Genomic DNA, 16,685 nt, shown 5'->3' with positions numbered 1-16,685 from the left:
ACCGGATGCCGTACGACCGACTCCCCGTCACCGTCCTCTCCGGCTTCCTCGGAGCGGGCAAGACGACGCTCCTCAACCATGTCCTCGCCAACCGCGAGGGCCTTCGGGTCGCCGTCATCGTCAACGACATGAGCGAGGTCAACATCGACGCGGCGCTGGTGCGCGGCGGCGGGGCCGCCCTGTCGCGCACCGAGGAACGCCTGGTCGAGATGACCAACGGCTGCATCTGCTGCACCCTGCGCGACGACCTGCTGGAGGAGGTGGACCGACTGGCCCGCGAGGGCCGCTTCGACCATCTGCTCATCGAGTCGTCGGGCATCTCCGAGCCGATGCCCGTGGCGGCGACCTTCGCCTTCGCCCGCGACGACGGCGCCACCCTCGGGGACGTGGCCCGCCTCGACACCATGGTCACGGTCGTGGACGCGGCGAACTTCCTGCCCGAGCTGGAGCGGGGCGACGAACTCGCCGAGCGCGGTCTCGCCCCCTTCGAGGACGACGAACGCACGGTCAGCGATCTGCTCGTCGACCAGATCGAGTTCGCGGACGTCCTCGTGCTCAACAAGCTCGACCTGGTCGACGTGGACACGGCGGCCCGGCTGCGGGCGGCTCTCGTCCGGCTCAACCCGGTCGCCCGGATCGTCGAGGCGGAGCACTCCCGCGTGGACCTTCACCAGGTGCTGGGCACCGGCCTGTTCGACCTCGATCGCGCCCAGCAGGCACCCGGCTGGGTCCAGGAGCTCAACGGCGAGCACGTGCCCGAGACCGAGGAGTACGGCGTCTCCTCCACCGTCTTCCGCTCCGAACTCCCCTTCCATCCGGGCCGGTTGTGGGACTTCGTCACCGAGGACCTGGACAGCGGGGCGTACGGGCGGATCCTGCGCTCGAAGGGGTTCTTCACTCTGGCCAGCCGCCCGCACGTGACGGGCCTGTGGTCACAGGCCGGTTCGGTGGCCCGGTTCGAGCCGTCCGCGGCCCGGGACACCGAGGCGGCGTACGCGCAGGAACTGGTCTTCATCGGAACGCAGTTGGAGTCGGAGCCGCTGCACACGGCCCTCGCCGCCTGTCTGGTGTCCCCGGGCGAAGGCCGTCCCCTCCCGGACCCCTTCCCCGCCTGGGAGACCTACGGCGTCGACGACACCTGCGAGCACGAGCCCGCCGAGGTCCACGCTCACGCGGCCATGTCGTAGAACCGCGCGCGGACGCGGCGCAGCCATGCCTCGGCCGGTGCTTCGTCGGGCCGGCCGGGCAGTGCGCTGCGGGTTTCGGCGAAGGCGTTCTCGTAGCGGGCGAGCAGCGACCGGGCGGTCGAGGGATCGGCGGCGACGCTGTCACCGAAGCGGTGGTACTCCTCGGGGTCCTCGACCCGCACCGTCAGCCGCCCGGTGGCGTACAGCTCCAGGCCCTGGTGGCAGAGCCGCTTCAGGTGCCGGGCGTGCTTGGCGGTGCGCCGGTCGCCGGCACGGCCCTCCAGCCGCCTGAACTGCTGGGTGGCGTAGCCGAGATAGGCGTCCCGGACCCGCTCGGCGCTCAGGAACGACCCGCGGATGCCGATGAGTTCGTCGCCGAGCGGGGTGCGCACCTCGTACAGCTCGTCCGGCAGCCACACCAGCTCCATGACGGTCGGGTTGCCGCCGAGAGCGAGCCGGCACCACTTCGCCGCCTCGTGCAGGGTGCGGTCCGGCGCCGTGGTGACATGGGACTCCTTCGGCGTGCGCAGCCCGAGCAGGGTTTCGGTGGGCGCGGCGAACATGCCGAGCCGGTCCACGTCGGATCCCTCGCGGGCGAGCCCGTACGCGGTCGAACCGACGACGCCGGAGAGCAGGATGTTCTGAACGGTCACCCGGCCCATTGTGCTGACCTGCCCGGATGCCGGTCATCTGGTTTTCGGTACCGGCCGGGCGGGAATGCCGCGCCCCGTCACGCGTTGGACCCTGTGTGAGTTCCGTGATCGCAGCCACCCGATTCTCCGTCCTGGACCGCTCCCGCACCCGCGAGGGCGGCACGAACGCGGAGGCGCTGCAGGACACCGTCCGGCTGGCGCGGGAGCTGGAGGGACTCGGCTACCACCGTTTCTGGGTCTCGGAGCACCATGGCGTGCCGGGAGTCGCGGGCTCCGCGCCGACGGTGCTGGCGGCCGCGGTGGCCTCGGCGACGGAGACGATCCGGGTCGGCACCGGCGGCGTGATGCTGCCGAATCACCAACCCCTGGTCGTGGCCGAGCAGTTCGGGGTGCTGGAGTCCCTCTTCCCCGGCCGGATCGACATGGGCCTGGGGCGCTCGGTCGGCTTCACCGACGGCGTACGCAGGGCCCTGGGACGCGGCAAGGACGACGCCGACGACTTCGCCGTACAGCTGGAGGAGCTGCTCGGCTGGTTCCGCGGGACCTCCCCGACGGGGGTGCACGCCCGTCCGGCCGAGGGCCTGACCGTGCCGCCCTTCGTACTGGCCATGGGTGAAGGCGCCGGGATCGCGGCCCGAGCGGGCCTGCCGATGGTCATCGGCGACCTCAGGAACCGTGAGCGGATGCAGCGCGGCATCGACCACTACCGCACCCACTTCCGCCCCTCCCCGTGGGCACCCGAACCGTACGTCGTCGTCTCCGGCACGATCGCGGTGGCCGCCACCCCCGAGGAGGCCCGCCGTCTGCTGGTCCCGGAGGCCTGGTCGATGGCGTACTCCCGCACCCACGGCACCTTCCCGCCCCTCCCCTCCGCCGAGCGCGTCGAGGGACTCGCGATGACGGAGAAGGAGCACGGCTTCTACGAGTCCGGCCTCACCGGACACATCGCGGGCACCGAGGACCAGGTCGCGCACGCACTGGAGACACTCCTGAAGGAGACGGGCGCCCAGGAGATCCTGGTCACCACCAGCACGTACGACCGTGGCGCCCTCGTCGACTCCTATCGGCGGCTGGCGACGATCACCTCCGGTTGAGGTCGACACGGCCGCCGGAGTGTCACGGGCCCGGCCGCGTCCACCGTACGACCGAGCAGTCGCCGACGCCCGATCCGGCGCCGCGTCGCCCGGCCGGGCAAGAACACCTGCGGGACATCCTCGCTCGTCACGCTCAGGGCCGTACGGGCAACTCCGGGCCGGCGCCGGCCGGTCTCACGACGGCCGCAGGGCGGCTCGTCTCCTGCGGTGTCGTGGCCGTTCGGGGTGTCAGGCGGCCGTGTGCTGCCCAGTCCGGTCGTGGCACGCGCCCGACTGTGCCGCCCGGGCCAGTGAGCGGCGGTCGGGGTGGCTGCCTGCGGGGACGGGTTCCGGGACCTCCACCTCGGCCACCAGGCCGCGCGCCGACACGACCCGCCATACCGAGGCGAGCAGAGAGTCGTCGCCGATGAAGGCCGGTGCCGTGCTCGCCCCGCCCTCGACGAGGCGGTAGCGCAGGCTCACCGGCTGGACGGGCACCCCGGCGTCCAGGGCCGCCTGGAACACCGCGCGTCGGAACTCCCCCTGGGCGCGGCCGCACCAGGTGCTCCCCTCGGGAAAGACAGCGACCGCGGCCCCTTCACGCAGCGCTTCGGCGATGCGGGCGACCGTGTCCGGGAGGGCACGCAGCCGGTCCCGCTCGATGAACAGCGCGCCACTACAGGCCGTGAGCCGGCCCGCCACGGGCCAGTGCCGGATCTCGGACTTGGCGACCATCCGGGCGGGGCGTACAGCGGCGAGCAGCGGGATGTCCAACCAGGAGATGTGGTTGGCGACCAGGAGCACACCGCCCGCGGGCGCGGTGGCGCCGGTCATGCGGACCCGGACCCCCGAGGCACGCACCACGGTCCGGCACCACCACCGGACCGCGCCGGCCGGGACCCACCGGCCGGCCGGCAAGAGCGCGATCCCGGCGAGCAGCACCGCCGTGACCGCCACCAGCCGCAGCACGGCACGGGGTACGGCCGTGGCGGATCCCGCCGGTCCCACGCACGCGCCCGGGGTGCAGGGCGCGCTGGGCAGCCAGACGCTCATCCGGCCGGGGCGAGCGAGAGGAAGTGCCGCAGATAGCGGGCGTTGACCCGGCGCATCGACAGCAGCACGAACATGTCGGCGACCCCGAAGTCCGGGTCGTGGGCGGGCGGGCCGCACACCCAGGCGCCGAGACGGAGGTAGCCGCGCAGCAGCGGGGGCAGTTCGGTGTGGGCGGCGGGCATCCCGGTCCCGGGCTCCCAGGGCAGCAGGGGTCGTACCCGGAACTCCTCGGGAGCCAGGTACTTGGTGCGGACGCGGTCCCAGGTGCCCGCTGCGAGCGTCCCGCCGTCGGCGAGCGGGATCGAGCAGCAGCCAGCCAGCCAGTCGTGGCCGCGGTCCACCATGTAGCGGGCGATCCCGGCCCAGATGAGGCCGATGACGGCCCCGTCGCGGTGGTCGGGGTGGACGCAGGAGCGGCCGACCTCGACGAGGCCCGGGCGGAGGGCGGCGAGGGGCGCGAGGTCGAACTCGCTCTCCGAGTACAGGCGTCCGGCCACCGCGGCGCGCTCCGGGGGCAGCAGCCGGTACGTGCCGACGACCTGGCCGGTCATGTTGTCGCGGACGAGCAGGTGATCGCAGTGGGCGTCGAAGCCGTCGACGTCGAGGCCGGGTGCCGAGGTGGTCAGGAGGGCACCCATCTCGCCGGCGAACACGTCGTGCCGCAGCCGCTGCGCGGCACGTACGTCGTCCTCGTCGCGGGCCAGGGTGACGGTGTAGCGGGTGGGGGCAAGGCTCTGCGGGGGACGGTCGAGGGTGGAAACGCCGGTCATGGCACTCTCCAGGTCTCATACGGAGGCGGCGAGCGGTGCCGCCCTCCCTGTTGTGCCGATGCAGGTTGGCGTGTACGTGACCGGTTCCGAGAGCGCGGATGTGCGGCTGCTGAACGGCTCGGACAAGGTGTCCGGGGCCTCCGACTCCGCCGACCGGCCGGTGTCGGGCCGGTGGCCGCAGGGAGCCGGCCCTTGTGCCGGACCGCCGAGTGACCTTGGTGGGGCCGGACCTGAGCACCATGTCCGGCCCCACCCGTCCGCACTGGTCGGCGAACGTTCATTGCAGCGCCCCGCAGTCAACGCCCGCGCAAGGGCGCGGGGATCACGCGACCTGCCGCGACGCGGCGGCTACCGCTTCCCCACCTTGCGCGTGGCCCGCAGCCATTCCCTGTTCATGCTCGTGATGGACACCAGCGGAATCCCCTTGGGGCAGGCGGTCGCGCACTCGCCCGCCAGGGTGCACCCTCCGAAGCCCTCGTCGTCCATCTGCGCCACCATGTCCAGCACCCGCGTCTCCCGTTCGGGCGCGCCCTGCGGCAGCACGTTCAGGTGGTTGACCTTGGCCGAGGTGAAGAGCATCGCCGCCCCGTTGGGGCACGCGGCCACACATGCCCCGCATCCGATGCACTCGGCATGCTCGAAGGCGAAGTCGGCGTCCGGTTTCGGCACCGGCGTGGCATGCGCCTCCGGAGCCGCCCCGGTGGGCGCGGTGACGTAGCCACCGGCCTGGATGATCCGGTCGAAGGCCGACCGGTCGACGACCAGGTCCTTGATCACCGGGAACGCGGAGGCCCGCCACGGCTCGATGTCGATCGTGTCGCCGTCCGAGAAGGACCGCATGTGCAACTGGCAGGTGGTGGTGCGTTCGGGCCCGTGCGCGTCCCCGTTGATCACCAGCGAACACGCGCCGCAGATGCCCTCACGGCAGTCGTGGTCGAAGGCGACGGGGTCCTCACCGCGCAGGATGAGCTCCTCGTTGAGGGTGTCCAGCATCTCCAGGAAGGACATGTCGGACGAGATGCCGTCCACCTCGTACGTGGACATCGCGCCGTCGGCGTCGGCGTGGCGCTGTCGCCAGACGCGCAGGGTGAGCTTCATGCGTAGCTCCGCTGAGTGGGGTGGACATACTCGAAGACCAGGTCTTCCCTGTGCAGGACGGGAGCTTGGCCGGTGCCGGTGAACTCCCAGGCGGCCGCGTAGGTGAACTCCTCGTCCCTGCGGGCGGCTTCACCATCGGGTGTCTGGGACTCCTCGCGGAAGTGGCCCCCGCAGGACTCGGCGCGGTGCAGCGCGTCGAGGCACATCAGCTCGGCGAGCTCCAGGTAGTCGACGACGCGATTCGCCTTCTCCAGCGACTGGTTGAACTCCTCGCCGGTGCCCGGGACCTTGATGCGGCGCCAGAACTCCTCGCGGATCTGCGGGATGCGTTCAAGTGCCTTGCGCAGACCGGAGTCGGTGCGTGCCATCCCGCAGAACTCCCACATGAGTTCACCGAGTTCACGGTGGAAGGAGTCGGGGGTGCGGTCGCCGTCGACGGCGAGGAGCAGGTTGAGCCGGTCCTCGGTCTCCGCCAACACCTCCTGCACGGCGGGGTGTTCGCCGTTCACCGTGTCCTGGTGCGGGTTGCGGGCGAGGTAGTCGTTGATGGTCGCAGGCAGCACGAAGTAGCCGTCGGCGAGGCCCTGCATCAGTGCGGAGGCGCCCAGGCGGTTCGCCCCGTGGTCGGAGAAGTTGGCCTCGCCGATCGCGAACAGGCCGGGGACGGTGGTCTGGAGGTCGTAGTCGACCCACAGTCCGCCCATCGTGTAGTGCACGGCGGGATAGATCCGCATCGGCACCTCGTACGGATCCTCGTCGGTGATCCGCTGGTACATGTCGAAGAGGTTGCCGTACTTCGCCTCCACGGCCCCCCGGCCCATCCGCTCGATGGCGTCGGCGAAGTCGAGGTAGACGCCCTGTCCGCCGGGGCCGACGCCCCTGCCCTCGTCGCAGACGTTCTTGGCTGCGCGGGAGGCGATGTCGCGTGGGACCAGGTTGCCGAAGGACGGGTAGATGCGTTCCAGGTAGTAGTCGCGCTCGTCCTCGGGGATCCTGTTCGGCGGACGGTCGTCGCCCCTGGCCTTCGGCACCCAGATCCGGCCGTCGTTGCGCAGCGACTCGCTCATCAGGGTGAGCTTGGACTGGTGCTCGCCGGTGCGCGGGATGCACGTCGGATGGATCTGTGTGAAGCAGGGGTTGGCGAAGTGGGCGCCGCGGCGATGGGCCCGCCACACGGCCGTCGCGTTGGAGTTCATGGCGTTGGTCGAGAGGTAGAAGACGTTGCCGTAGCCGCCGGAGGCCAGCACCACCGCGTCCGCGAAGTAGGTGTCGATGCTCCCGGTGACCAGATCGCGCGCCACGATCCCGCGGGCCCGTCCGTCGACGACGATCAGGTCGAGCATCTCGGTGCGCGGGTGCATCTCGATGTTCCCGGCGGCAATCTGCCTGCTGAGTGCCTGGTAGGCGCCGAGCAGGAGCTGCTGACCCGTCTGGCCGCGGGCGTAGAAGGTCCGGGATACCTGCACTCCGCCGAAGGAACGGGTGTCGAGCAGACCGCCGTACTCCCGGGCGAAGGGCACGCCCTGTGCCACGCACTGGTCGATGATCTCCACCGAGATCTGCGCCAGGCGGTGCACGTTGGACTCCCGCGCCCTGAAGTCGCCGCCCTTGACGGTGTCGTAGAACAGCCGGTGGATCGAGTCGCCGTCGTTGCGGTAGTTCTTGGCCGCGTTGATGCCGCCCTGCGCGGCGATGGAGTGGGCCCGGCGCGGGGAGTCCTGGTAGCAGAACTGGACGACGTGGTAGCCCTGTTCGGCGAGCGTGGCCCCGGCGGAGCCGCCCGCCAGACCCGTCCCGACGACGATCACGGTGTGCTTGCGGCGGTTGGCGGGGTTGACCAGCTTCGCCTCGAAACGGCGCTTGTCCCAGCGCTCGTTGACGGGCCCGGCGGGTGCCTTGTCGTCTGTCAGCGCCGAGCCGGTCGTGTAGTCGACGTAGGTCATGTTCAGCTCACCACTCCGGTCATCACGCCCACGGGTACGGCGATGAAGCCGGCCGTGAGCAGCAGTGCGAGGGCGTCGGCGATCGCCCTCAGGGCGCGGTCGCGGGTGCGGCTGCCGACGCCGAGGGTCTGGGCGGCACTCCAGAAGCCGTGCCGGACGTGCAGGCCGAGAGCGAGCATCGCGACGATGTAGACGACGTTGCCGTACCAGGTGGAGAAGGTGTCCACGACGTTCTGGTAGGGGTGGCCCTCCTGGAAGCCGCCGGAGTGCACGGTGCCGGTCGTCAGGTCGAGGATGTGCCACACGATGAACAGGGCGAGGATGATGCCGCCCCAGCGCATGGTGCGGGTCGCGTAGCTCGCCCGCGGCTTCTTGTGCACGTACTTCCCGGGCCGCGCCCTGATGTCGCGGCGATTGAGCTGGTACGCCGAGGTGGCGTGGGCGACGACGGCGGCCACCAGCAGGATCCGGATGATCCAGAGCGTCCACTCGTAGTGCATGAACGGTTCGCCGACGGTGCGCAGCCAGTGCGCGTAGTGGTTGAACTCGCCCGCGCCGAAGAAGATCTTCAGATTGCCGATCATGTGGACGACCAGGTACAGCAGCATGATCAGGCCGCTGACAGCCATCACGGTCTTCTTTCCGACGGTGCTGTCCCACACGGTGCGTGCCATGGACGGCCGTCGGTCCGTCCGCGTTGCCAGAGCCATGGGTCAAGACGCTAGAGCCGAGGGACCCGATCGGTCCAAGACATGGTCCGGCTCGTTTCCATAGGGAACAGCTATCGTCAGGGGATGCAGTTCCAGCAGCTCCAGTACTTCGTGGCGGTCGCCGAGGCCCGTCACTTCACCCGCGCCGCCGACCTGGTCCACGTCGCGCAGCCGTCCCTCTCCCAGCAGATCAAGGCACTGGAGCGGGAGCTCGGGGCCGATCTGTTCCTGCGGGCGCGCGGCAACATCACCCTCACCGACGCGGGCGAGGCCCTGCTGCCGCTGGCCCGTCGCATCCTGGCCGACGCGGACACCGCCCGGCACGAGGTGCAGGAGCTGGTGCAGCTGCGCAGCGGCCGGATCCGGCTGGGCGCGACCCCGAGCCTGTGCACCGGCCTGCTGCCGGACGTGCTGCGGGGCTTCCACGACCGCTATCCCGGTATCCGGCTGATGATCGAGGAGGGCGGCTCCCACGATCTCGTACGGGAACTCGCGCGCGGCGCCCTCGACCTGGCTCTGGTGGTCCTCCCGCTGCCCACGCCGTCCCCGGCGCTGACGACGGTGGAGCTGCTGCGCGAGGACCTGGTCGTCGTCTCGTCGCCGGAGTCGCCCGCCCCCGGCGGTCCCGGCCGGCGCACCGTGCGCATCGCCGACCTGGAGAGCGAGCCCCTGGTGATGTTCCGGCACGGCTACGACCTCCGCGAACTGACCGTGGCCGCATGCCGCGCCGAGGGCTTCGAGCCGGACTTCGCGGTGGAGGGCGGGGAGATGGACGCGGTGCTGGGCTTCGTGCGGGCGGGCCTGGGGGTGGCCGTCGTACCGCGCATGGTCGCCACCCGCACGGGACGGGGACTGCGGGTCACCCCGCTCGCCCGGCCCGGTCTGCACCGGACGATCGCGCTGGCGCACCGCAGCGATGTGGCTCCGCCGCGGGCGGCACGGGAGTTGCAACGGATGTTGCTGGAGCGTTGAGCGGTCGTAGCATGAGGTTTTCGCGGACGGGGGTGGGCGGGGATGAAGCGGCGGATCGTCGCGGTGGGCGCGGCCTTGCTGGTGCTGGTGGGATGCGCGGGGAACACAGCGTCCGGCGGACCGAAGAGCCCGGCGGTCTCGTCGCCGTCCGGCGCCTCGGGGCCGACGGTGGAGACGACCTCGACGTCTGTCTCGGGCCCGTGGCGGGCGTGGACGGCGTCTCTCTCCAGCCAGGAGGCCCACGGCAGTTGCGGCGCGACGGCGCACCAGGTGGTGTGCGCGACCGACTCCGGCGGATTCGTGGGGCGTTCGCGGGCCGACGGCCGTGTCACCTGGACCGTGCCCGCAGGCGACCGCGGCGACAGCGCCGGACTCGTCGTCGACGCGGCCGACGAACGGGCCGTGACCGGGGTCGCGGGCAGGCTCCGTGCGGCGAACCTGCGCACGGGTGCGCAGGCGTGGACCCGTCGACTGCCCACCGGCCGCGGCCACTTCGCCCTCGGCGCCGCGGACGGGGTCGTCTACGCTCTCCACGCACCGGATCCCCTCACCGGCACCGGCGCCGCCCTCGACGCCGTTCGCGCGTCCGACGGCACAGCCCTGTGGCACCGGACCGTCGGCTGGAGCACGGGCGAACCCCTTGCCGCCTTCCGGGGCCGCGTCTACACGACCGACGGCACCCGGGTCACCGCCCGCGACGCCCGCACCGGCGACACGGTGGCGACCACCCCCACGGGCGTCGCGTGCCCGCACCTCGTCACCGGCGGCCACTACCTGGTCTGCACCGGCAGCCCGTTCTCCGCCGAGGACACCTTCCCGCCCATGCACCGCCTGGATCCGGCGACACTGAGGCCACTGCCGACCCCGCGCAACACGATCAACAAGCCCGTGCACGGGGTGATCTCCGACGACGGGGTCCTGGTGCTGTACGAGGCCGGCGCCGAGGACACGAGTGCGGGCGACTGGTTCGCGTACGACCTCGAGCACGACCGCAGACTGTGGAGCACGTACGCCACCGAGGCGGACGCCACCGTGACCGCCGGCCGGTTGGTGACCTTCACTCCCGTCAACGACCGCGCCACGCGGGGGCGCCTGATCACGATCGACCTGCACGCCGGTCCGCGAGGGACCGGAAGCGCCGCGCCGCGCATGTCACCGGCCTACGCGCAGACGAGGGGCGGCGAATACCCGGTGGTCGTCGTGCCGGGCGGGGACACGGGCCACGTCCTCGTCATGGCCCGCACCCACGGTTCCCTGCGCTCGATCCCGCTGCCTTAGTCCGAGGCGGGCCTCAGCCCGTCGCGTCCGTCAGTGCCAGTTCGTGCAGCCGGTCCGGCGGGCCCGGGCGGGCGTAGTACCAGCCCTGGGCCGTGTCGCAGCCCAGTATCCGCAACTGCTCGGCCTGGGCGCCGGTTTCGACGCCCTCGACCGTCACCGCGAGGTCGAGGCTGTGGGCGAGCGAGACGATCCCCTCGACGATCTTGAGGTCGACGGGATCGGCGGGGAACTGCTGCATGCTCTGGGTGAAGGAGCGGTCCAGCTTGAGGACGCCGACCGGGAGGCGGCGAAGGTTCGCCAGGTTCGAGTAGCCGGTGCCGAAGTCGTCGAGGGCGATGTCCACGCCCATCTCGGCGAGTTGGCGCAACGGCTTGAGGAGGTCGTCGTCGGCGCCGATGAGGGCCGACTCGGTCACCTCCAGGCAGAGCGCCTCCGGTTCGACTCCGGTGCGCTCCAGGATGTCCACGGTTTCCTGGACCAGGCCGGGGTGGGTGAGCTGGCACGGCGAGAGGTTGACGTTGATACGGAGAGGGCCGTTCACCTCGTCCGCACCGTAGCGTTCTCGCCACTCGCGGACCTGCCGCACCGACTGCTCCAGGACCCAGCGGCCCAGCGGCACGATCAGTCCGGTGTGCTCGGCGAGCGGGATGAACCGGTCCGGGCCGAGGACCCCGTGCTGCGGGTGCAGCCAGCGCACCAGCGCCTCGGCGCCCCGCACGCTGCCGTCACCGAGGTGCACCAGCGGCTGGTACTCGATGAAGAACTCGCCGCGCTCCAGGGCCGCGGGCAGCGCAGTGGTCAGCCCGTGCCGGGTGATGGCGCTGGCGTCGGCCTCCGGGTCGGCCAGCTCGAAGCGGTTGCCGCCCGCCGACTTGGCCCGGTACATCGTGATGTCGGCGCTGCGCAGCACCTCCGCGGGGCCGCGCTCCCCCGCCGGGCCCTCGACGATGCCGATGCTGCCGCGCACGGTCAGGTCCCGGCCCTCGATGCGGACCGGGGCGATCAGCACGTTCATGATGCGCGCCGCGAGTTCGTCGACCTCGGCCTCGGTGTCCGGGCCCGTGGTCAGCGCCACGAACTCGTCGCCGCCGAGCCGGGCGACCATCTCGCCGGGCGCGGTCGCGCAGGACTGGAGCCGGTCGGCGACCTCGACGAGGAGCCGGTCGCCGGCGGCGTGGCCCAGGCTGTCGTTGATGGTCTTGAAGCCGTCGAGGTCGAGGTAGCACAGGCCGAACCGCTGGCCCTCGCCGGCGCTGACCGCCTTCTCCAGTCGCTCGAAGAACAGCGTCCGGTTGGGCAGTCCGGTGAGGGCGTCGTGGGTGGCCTCGTAGCGCAGCCGGAGGTTGAGCAGCCGGCGCTCGGTGGTGTCCTCCATGAGGGCGAGCTGGTACTGCGGAATCCCGTCGGCGTCACGCAGCAGGGAGACCGTCAGGTTGGTCCACAGGACCGTACCGTCCGGACGGTAGAAGGCCTTTTCGAGGTGAAAGTGCTCGCGGTCGCCGCGCACGAGCTCGTCGTAGAGCGTCCAGGTCTGGGGTGCGTCGTCGGGGTGGGTCCACTCCTGGACCCGGCGCCCGCGCATCGCCCGGTCGGTGAGGCCGAACATGCGCAGCAGCGCTCCGTTGACCTGGAGGACGTTGCCGTCCAGGTCGGCGATGCCGATCCCTATGGCCGCGCCCTCGAAGACCGCCCGGAAGCGCGCCTCGGTCGCGTGCAGCGCCTGCGCCACGACGCCCTGCGCCTCCAACGCGGCCTGCGCGATGGCCTCCTGCTCGGCCAGCGTCCGCTCCCGCAGTGCCTGCGCGAACCCGGCGGCCATGGCGTGCTGGAGCCGCGCTGACCGGCTGCGCAGGTCCTCGGGGTCGCCGTCGCCGCCGCAGTAGAGCACCAGATAGGCGTCGACGCAGTCCAGGGAGCGGGTCAGCGCGTCCGGGTCCGTGCAGTGCGCGGCGACGAGGGCGGTGCCGACCGCCCGGCCCTCGTCCGTGTCGGGGATCCTGGCCCGCAGTGCCTCGCTCAACCGGCGGGCCAGCGGAAGCAGTTGCTCCTCGAACTCCGGGCGGGTCGCGGACGTCGACGTCACCGGGAACACGGCCCGGCTCCAGATCGTCACGAACCGGCGCAGTCTGTCCTCCGAGCTGTCCGGCTCCGCGCTCACGCCGTGCGTCCCACGCCGGCGAACCCGGTGAAGGCCCACGGATCCTCGTCGTCGGGGTCCCAGGTCGCCGACTCGGGCCGCCACCTCGGCGGCGACACCAGTCCCGGTTCCACCATGTCGTACCCCTCGAAGAACCGCGCGATCTCGTCGCGCGAGCGCATGATCAGCGGGTTGCGGATGTCCTTGTACACGTCCACCGCGCCCTCGGCCCGCTCGGGCGGAAGGGGCATTCCCTCGTACGAGGCATGGGTGAGCACCAGGAGGCTGCCCGGCGCGAGCGCGTCGCGCAACTCGGCCACCGCTCCGTACGGGTCGTCCGCGTCTTCCACGAAGTGCAGTATGGCAACGAGAAGCAGCGCCACCGGCCGGTTCAGGTCGATGAGGCGCTGCACCTCGGGGCTCGCGAGGATCTCCCCGGGCTTGCGGAGATCGGCGGCCACGACTCCCGCGTCCGCGTTGCCTGCGAGGACCGCCTGGCTGTGCGCGACGGCCACCGGGTCGTGGTCGACGTAGACGACACGGGCGCCGGGGCTCACACCCTGGGCGACCTCGTGGACGCTGCCGAAGGTGGGGATGCCCGAGCCGATGTCGAGGAACTGGGTGAGGCCCTGGTCGGCTGCGAACCGCACCGCCCGCCGCAGGAACGCCCGGTTGGCCTGCATGGTCTTCGGCAGTCCCGGCGCGAACTCCATGGCCCTGCGGGCGGCTTCCCGGTCGACCTCGAAGTTGTGCGAACCGCCCAGGTAGAAGTCGTAGATACGAGAGACACTCGGCACCGAGATGTCGATGTTCCGGGGAGCCCAGGCGGGACGCTCCATCTATCTCTCCAAGGCGTAGGCGATCCGGTGTTCGAGCTGAGGCTACTGATCGCCCGCCAATGGAGCGAGCGGAAACGGAAATTGACCGTCCGTTCCCGGTCACTGCCTGCGGCACGTGCCGCTGTGACGCCGCTGCGCAATCTCTACGAACAGTAGGCGCCGCACTGCGGAGAGTTCCGAAGTGGGCGCCGACTCGCGGGGAGTTGGGGGGAATGACGACAAACCGGTCCGACCCCTCCGTGCGGCGCGGAGAGGTCGGACCGGTGGATCGGTGAGGCCGGTGTCACTTGTCGGAGATGCCGACCATGTCTCCGTTGGGGCGGACGGCGTACCAGGTGCCGCCGACGCCCTGCCCGTTGGTGTCCCCGGCCGCCTTGTCACCCGCGAAGGTGTAGATCGGCGAGCAGTTGACCGTCTGCTGCTTGACGCCGTCGGAGCGGGTGAAGCTCATCAGGCCCTTCTTCTGTACGTCCTTGGTGTCGTTCGCCGACACGGGGCCCACGACCGGCCACTTCTCCAGGCAGGCGCCCGTGCAGTTGGAGACCGGCTCGGGCCAGGCCTTGTCCTTGGCGAAGCGGTAGACCGTCATGCCGTTCTTGTCGACGACGATCTCGCCCAAGTTGGGGTCGTTGCGCGTGGACAGTCCGGGCAGGCTGGCGAGCGTCGCCTTCTTGCCGGTGGGCGCCAGCGCGTACCACTTGCCACCCACGCCCTGGCCGGTCAGGTCGCCGGCCTTGGTGTCCTTCGCATAGCGGTAGGCCGGCCAGCCACCGATGGTCAGCTGCTTGGTGCCGTCGGTGCGGGTCACCTCACCGAGCAGCGCCTTGTCGATACCGGCTCCCGCCGAGGCGTCGTCCGCGGGCACCGGAGGCCAGGTGGTGGCGCAGGTGCCGTCGCAGTTGGACTTCGGCGGCTCCGCGGTGTCCTCGTCGAACCGGTAGAGGCTGAGGCCGTTGCTGTCGGTCAGCACCTTCCCGAGCTCGGCGTTCGCGGAAACCTCGAGCTTGCCGGCCGAGGCCGACTGGGCTCCCAGGTTTCCCTGGCCGATCGAGGTCGAACTCGCACTGGGGCTGGTCTCGGTCCCGAGACCGGAACCCACGCCGCCGTAGCCGCCCGCCGCCGCAGTGGCGCCGACATTCTGGCTGCCCACCGACGAGGTGCCGCCTTCCTGGCCACACGCCGTCGTCAGCGCCAGCACGACCGCAGCACTCGCCACGAGTGAGGCGTTCCGCCAGGAGGTCTTCATCGTCAACTCCCCATATTTCTTAAGGGTGTTGCAGCGCCCGTCTGCGCCGCCGCACGACCATGGATACGCACCGGAGCAGGGGTTGTGTTCAACCGCCCCGCATATTTCTTTTCGGAGACTGTGACCACACCCGCCTCAGGCCGCACACATGTACGCCTCTTCGAGGAACGAATGCCCGGGATTCAAACATCGCGCGACGGTTTATCCCTCCTTCGGAGCAATCTCTTCGCGCCCGCGCGTGAGACGGCGTGACAGGCCTCATGATCGCCGTCGTGCATCGACCCGAGTCACCTCAAGCCGCCTCCGCCATACGAGTGTTGGCCCTGTTGGCGTTGACGTGGGCGCTCGTCGGTCCGACGGCCGGGGTCGCCGAGGCGGACGCCTGCGCCTACGCCTCGGTCGGTCCCGAAGGCACCGAGGCCGTCGCGGCCGCCGGGAGCCTCACCTGGCCCACTGTGCCGCCGTGCCCGAAGCCGAAGCCCACACCCATCCCGACACCCACTCCACCCGAGCCGCCTTGCACTCCGACGCCCTCCCCCGACCTCACGCCGACGCCGCGCCCGACGCCGAGGCCCACGAAGCCGAAGCCGACGCCGACCCCGGAGCCACCGCCCGCACCCCCGCCCCCCGCACCGGCACCCCAGCCGCCGGCACCACGGGCGCGACCAACGCCGCCCTCCACGCCCACCCCGACCCCGACCCCGACGCCGACCCCCACCCGGACGCCCCCGCCCAAGCCGGCCCCCGGCCCCTCCGCGTCCCCGGTGACCTATCCGGCCTACCACCACGCGAAGGCGCCGGACCGGCCCACGCACAGCACGACCTCGCCCGTGATCTACGTCCTGCTCATCACCGCGCCCGCGGTGGTCGCCGTGGCCGCCCTGCGGCCCCGCTAATGCCGATCCTGGAGGCATCCCTTGCCGGAATGGCTTGTTCTCGTCCTCGCGATGGTGGCCGTCTGCGCCGTGGTCGTCACCATCACCCTCGTCCGTCACAAGACGGCCGCCGTGGACGAGGATCCCAACGAGACCCCGGACGTCATCGAGTACATGACGATGTGGATCGGGGTGGTCTACGCCATCGTCCTGGGCCTGGCCATCGCGGGCGTCTGGGAGGCGCGCAGCGCCGCTCAGGACCACGTACAGGCGGAGGCCCAGGCGCTGCACGAGATCTCGGAGCGGGTACAGGTCTATCCGGCCGACGTCCGTGACCGCATTAGGGCCGATGTCAACGCCTATGTCGGACACGTCGTCACCGTGGAGTGGAAGGAGATGTCCGACCACGACCGGACGACCGAACGCGGCGCCGAGCTCCTCGACCGGATCCGCACGGACGTCACCTCCTACCAGCCCAAGTCGGACTTCGAGGCGCAGGCCTACCAGCCGCTCGTCGACCAGGTGGCGGCCGTGGACCAGGCGCGCAACGCCCGCGCCGACTCGGTCTCGCCGACGATGCCCGGGGTCGTGTGGTTCGGTCTGCTGGGCGGCGGCGTCATCACCATCGGGATGATCTTCGCCCTGCAGATCCGGCGGACACCGCGCGAGCTGATCCTCGCCGCCCTGTTCTCCTCGCTGATCGCGTTCCTGCTCTTCCTGATCTGGGACTTCGACGCCCCCTACAGCCGTGGCATCACGGCCTCGGCGGAGCCGTTCCTCTCGCTCTTCCCGGGCATCAAGGGCTGACGGCGTCTCACCACGGGCACCTTCGGGGGACGTCCGGCGTCCGA

At 71.1% G+C, this 16,685-nt stretch carries 15 protein-coding genes; 6 read left to right on the top strand and 9 right to left on the bottom strand.

The window, feature by feature from the left end; all coding sequences use genetic code 11:
• Positions 1-5 precede the first annotated feature (5 nt).
• Positions 6-1,187 carry a GTP-binding protein gene (locus OHT57_RS42250; RefSeq protein ID WP_328752244.1) on the top strand — a complete coding sequence of 394 codons (1,182 nt, stop codon included), beginning with the start codon at positions 6-8 and terminating at the stop codon, positions 1,185-1,187.
• Here OHT57_RS42250 and OHT57_RS42245 read toward each other — a convergent pair.
• Positions 1,169-1,840 carry a nucleotidyltransferase domain-containing protein gene (locus OHT57_RS42245; protein ID WP_328752243.1) on the bottom strand — a complete coding sequence of 224 codons (672 nt, stop codon included), beginning with the start codon at positions 1,838-1,840 and terminating at the stop codon, positions 1,169-1,171. The two genes, OHT57_RS42250 and OHT57_RS42245, sit on opposite strands and share 19 nt — an antisense overlap.
• 95 nt (positions 1,841-1,935) lie before the next feature.
• On the opposite strand from OHT57_RS42245, the gene OHT57_RS42240 reads away from it, so the two are divergent.
• Positions 1,936-2,934, top strand: coding sequence for an LLM class flavin-dependent oxidoreductase (locus tag OHT57_RS42240; protein WP_328752242.1), 999 nt, complete (start codon positions 1,936-1,938; stop codon positions 2,932-2,934).
• Positions 2,935-3,162: 228 nt separating this feature from the next.
• Here the strand turns inward: OHT57_RS42240 and OHT57_RS42235 are convergent, their stop codons facing one another.
• The 5 genes from OHT57_RS42235 to OHT57_RS42215 all read right to left on the bottom strand — a co-directional run bounded on the left by OHT57_RS42235 (position 3,163) and on the right by OHT57_RS42215 (position 8,451).
• Positions 3,163-3,966 carry a lysophospholipid acyltransferase family protein gene (locus OHT57_RS42235; protein ID WP_328752241.1) on the bottom strand — a complete coding sequence of 268 codons (804 nt, stop codon included), beginning with the start codon at positions 3,964-3,966 and terminating at the stop codon, positions 3,163-3,165.
• Positions 3,963-4,736, bottom strand: a complete 774-nt coding sequence (locus tag OHT57_RS42230; RefSeq protein WP_328752240.1) for a GNAT family N-acetyltransferase — start codon at positions 4,734-4,736, stop codon at positions 3,963-3,965. The genes OHT57_RS42235 and OHT57_RS42230 overlap by 4 nt, the downstream gene beginning before the upstream one ends.
• 348 nt (positions 4,737-5,084) lie before the next feature.
• Positions 5,085-5,834, bottom strand: coding sequence for a succinate dehydrogenase/fumarate reductase iron-sulfur subunit (locus OHT57_RS42225; protein ID WP_328752239.1), 750 nt, complete (start codon positions 5,832-5,834; stop codon positions 5,085-5,087).
• A complete protein-coding gene (locus OHT57_RS42220) occupies positions 5,831-7,777 on the bottom strand; it encodes a fumarate reductase/succinate dehydrogenase flavoprotein subunit (RefSeq protein ID WP_328752238.1) in 1,947 nt (648 codons plus the stop codon). The genes OHT57_RS42225 and OHT57_RS42220 overlap by 4 nt, the downstream gene beginning before the upstream one ends.
• Positions 7,778-7,779: 2 nt before the next feature.
• Positions 7,780-8,451, bottom strand: a complete 672-nt coding sequence (locus OHT57_RS42215) for a succinate dehydrogenase (RefSeq protein ID WP_328752237.1) — start codon at positions 8,449-8,451, stop codon at positions 7,780-7,782.
• A gap of 120 nt (positions 8,452-8,571) precedes the next feature.
• On the opposite strand from OHT57_RS42215, the gene OHT57_RS42210 reads away from it, so the two are divergent.
• Positions 8,572-9,459, top strand: a complete 888-nt coding sequence (locus tag OHT57_RS42210; RefSeq protein WP_328752236.1) for a LysR family transcriptional regulator — start codon at positions 8,572-8,574, stop codon at positions 9,457-9,459.
• A gap of 42 nt (positions 9,460-9,501) precedes the next feature.
• Positions 9,502-10,737: an outer membrane protein assembly factor BamB family protein gene (locus OHT57_RS42205; RefSeq protein ID WP_328752235.1), complete on the top strand. Its 1,236-nt coding sequence runs from the start codon at positions 9,502-9,504 to the stop codon at positions 10,735-10,737.
• A 13-nt stretch (positions 10,738-10,750) separates the two neighbouring features.
• Here OHT57_RS42205 and OHT57_RS42200 read toward each other — a convergent pair whose 3' ends face one another.
• The 3 genes from OHT57_RS42200 to OHT57_RS42190 form a co-directional block, all read right to left on the bottom strand.
• Complete coding sequence (locus OHT57_RS42200; protein WP_328752234.1) at positions 10,751-12,895, bottom strand: putative bifunctional diguanylate cyclase/phosphodiesterase; 2,145 nt, start codon at positions 12,893-12,895, stop codon at positions 10,751-10,753.
• Positions 12,892-13,713, bottom strand: a complete 822-nt coding sequence (locus OHT57_RS42195) for an SAM-dependent methyltransferase (protein WP_328752233.1) — start codon at positions 13,711-13,713, stop codon at positions 12,892-12,894. The genes OHT57_RS42200 and OHT57_RS42195 overlap by 4 nt, the downstream gene beginning before the upstream one ends.
• Before the next feature lie 283 nt (positions 13,714-13,996).
• Complete coding sequence (locus OHT57_RS42190; protein ID WP_328752232.1) at positions 13,997-14,959, bottom strand: SCO0930 family lipoprotein; 963 nt, start codon at positions 14,957-14,959, stop codon at positions 13,997-13,999.
• A gap of 764 nt (positions 14,960-15,723) precedes the next feature.
• Between OHT57_RS42190 and OHT57_RS42185 the strand changes: the two genes are divergently transcribed.
• A complete protein-coding gene (locus OHT57_RS42185) occupies positions 15,724-15,855 on the top strand; it encodes a hypothetical protein (protein ID WP_266511426.1) in 132 nt (43 codons plus the stop codon).
• A 21-nt stretch (positions 15,856-15,876) separates the two neighbouring features.
• Positions 15,877-16,641, top strand: a complete 765-nt coding sequence (locus tag OHT57_RS42180; RefSeq protein WP_328752231.1) for a bestrophin-like domain — start codon at positions 15,877-15,879, stop codon at positions 16,639-16,641.
• The last annotated feature ends 44 nt before the right edge of the window (positions 16,642-16,685 follow it).

The sequence above is a fragment of the Streptomyces sp. NBC_00285 genome (assembly GCF_036174265.1).
GTDB lineage: Bacteria > Actinomycetota > Actinomycetes > Streptomycetales > Streptomycetaceae > Streptomyces.
This window is presented reverse-complemented; position numbering and strand designations above follow the sequence as displayed.